Raw genomic sequence first — 1,834 nt, forward strand, 5'->3', positions numbered from 1 at the left:
GACGACTCCGTGGTGGGCCGGCACACCGATCCGCCGCTCACCAGCGTCCGTCAGCCGACCGAGGAGATGGGCCGGTTGATGGTCCAGCTGCTGCTCAAGGAGATCGCCCAGCCGGGCCGGTTCCGCCGGCAGACGGTCCTGCCGACGGAACTGGTGGTGCGGGAGTCGGCGTGACTATCCGCCGGCCAGGTGGGCGCGGTAGCCGGCGTGACTACAGGCCCGCGAGGTGGGCGCGGTAGCCGGCGCCGAAGGCCGTCGGGGTGCCGTCGTAGGAGCTGATCAGCGCCGGTCCGCTGCTGCAGTCCCAGGTGTTCCAGGCCCAGGCGAGGTAGGAGACGCCGTGCTGGTCCAGCCACGGCAGCAGGGTGTCCAGGTAGCCGTGCGCGCAGTCGTTCTCGCCCAGCTCCCCAGTCACGACGGGTACGTGCGCCGCCAGCGGGCCGATCTGCGCGTCCCAGCAAGAAGCGTTGCTGCAGGTGTTGAAGTTGTACGAGTGCCAGGACGCGGCCACGTTGTGCAGGGGATCGGACGGCTGGTGCGCGGCCCACTGGGTGAGGTCGTTGGCGTACTCCAGGCCGCCCAGCAGGAGGACGTTGTCCGCGCCGGTCGAGCGCACCGCGTCGACCATCGCCTGCATGCCGGCGACCCGGAAGCCGATGCCGGGGCAGGTGCCGCCGTCCCGCCAGCAGGCCCAGCCGGTCGCGTCGCTCCCGGTGGCACGTGACGGGTAGGGCTCGTTGAACAGGTCGAGGACCGTCGCGTCGTCCCCCGTGAAGGTCTGCGCCACCGAGGCCCAGAACGGGAGCGCGCCCGCGGCGTCCGGCATGGGTTTCTGGCAGGTGGCGTTGGCGTCGGAGCAGCCGGCGGAGGGGCCGGTGTACACCCCGTCGGTCCAGTGCAGGTCCAGGATCGCCACCAGGCCGTTGCGGTGCAGCAGGTCGACGTAGCTGCGCACGGCGCTGATGTAGGCCGCTCCGGCGTAGGCCGGGTCGACGTTGGAGTGGGCGAGCCAGCAGTCCTCGTTGAGCGGCACGCGGACGGCGTTGACGCGCCAGGACTTCATCGCGGTGACGGAGGCCTGGTCGGCCGGGCCGTCGAAGATGCCGTGGCCCTGGACGCACATGAACTCGACCCCGGAGCGGTTGACCCCGTGCAGGGTGATCGGGGTGCCGTCGGCCTTCGCCAGCGTGCTGCCCGCGACGTGCACGGCCGGGGCCGGGCCGCTCGGTGGTGGGGTGGTGGTCGGCGTGGGTGTGGGCGTGGGTGTGGGGCTCGGCGACGGGCTCGACTGCGGCCCGCAGGGGGTGCCGTTGACGGTGAAGGCGGTGGGGGCGGTGTTGGTGGCGCTGTACGAGAAGTTGGCGCTGGTGGTGTAGGCGGCGCCGGGGTTGATGGTGGGGGCGTAGCCGGGGTTGGTGACGGTGACGTTCTGTCCGGTCTGGGTCCAGGTGCCGTTCCAGCCGTTCTGGAGGGTCTGGTTGCCGGTGTAGGCGTAGCCGAGGGTCCAGCCGTTGATGGGGGTGGTGCCGGTGTCGGTGATGGTGACGTTGGCTGTGAAGCCGCTGCCCCAGTCGTTGCCGACGGTGTAACTCACGTTGCAGGAAAGGCCGGCGGTGGGGGCGGCCGAGGCGGTGAGGGGGAGCACTGCCAGGGCGGCGCACGCGGCGCCGGCGGCCGCCAAGGCGGCGGTGGTGCGGGGAGGTGTGGTGCGGGGAGGTGCGGTTCGGGGCATGCCGAGCTCCTCGGGGTGGGGGGCCGGGGGCCCCGGTGGGGCACACGCCAGGGGAGGTAAGCTAGCGGTGCAGGTCAGGGACGGGGGGGTGTTGCCGCCCGA

General features: G+C 72.2%; 2 protein-coding genes. One reads left to right on the forward strand and one right to left on the reverse strand.

What is annotated here, in order from left to right; genetic code table 11:
- The coding region (locus tag AB0O00_RS37635; RefSeq protein ID WP_363659193.1) for a substrate-binding domain-containing protein at positions 1 to 174 on the forward strand (174 nt) is incomplete at its 5' end.
- A gap of 37 nt (positions 175 to 211) precedes the next feature.
- On the opposite strand, the gene AB0O00_RS37640 is transcribed toward AB0O00_RS37635, so the two are convergent.
- Complete coding sequence (locus AB0O00_RS37640) at positions 212 to 1,732, reverse strand: cellulase family glycosylhydrolase (RefSeq protein WP_363659192.1); 1,521 nt, start codon at positions 1,730 to 1,732, stop codon at positions 212 to 214.
- Between the last annotated feature and the right edge of the window lie 102 nt (positions 1,733 to 1,834).

This window comes from Kitasatospora sp. NPDC093558 (assembly GCF_040683475.1).
Lineage (GTDB): Bacteria > Actinomycetota > Actinomycetes > Streptomycetales > Streptomycetaceae > Kitasatospora.

Excerpts from the sequence above, each read along its gene's own strand:
- AB0O00_RS37640 (WP_363659192.1), bottom strand. The coding sequence starts at position 1,732 with ATGCCCCGAACCGCACCTCCCCGCACCACACCTCCCCGCACCACCGCC.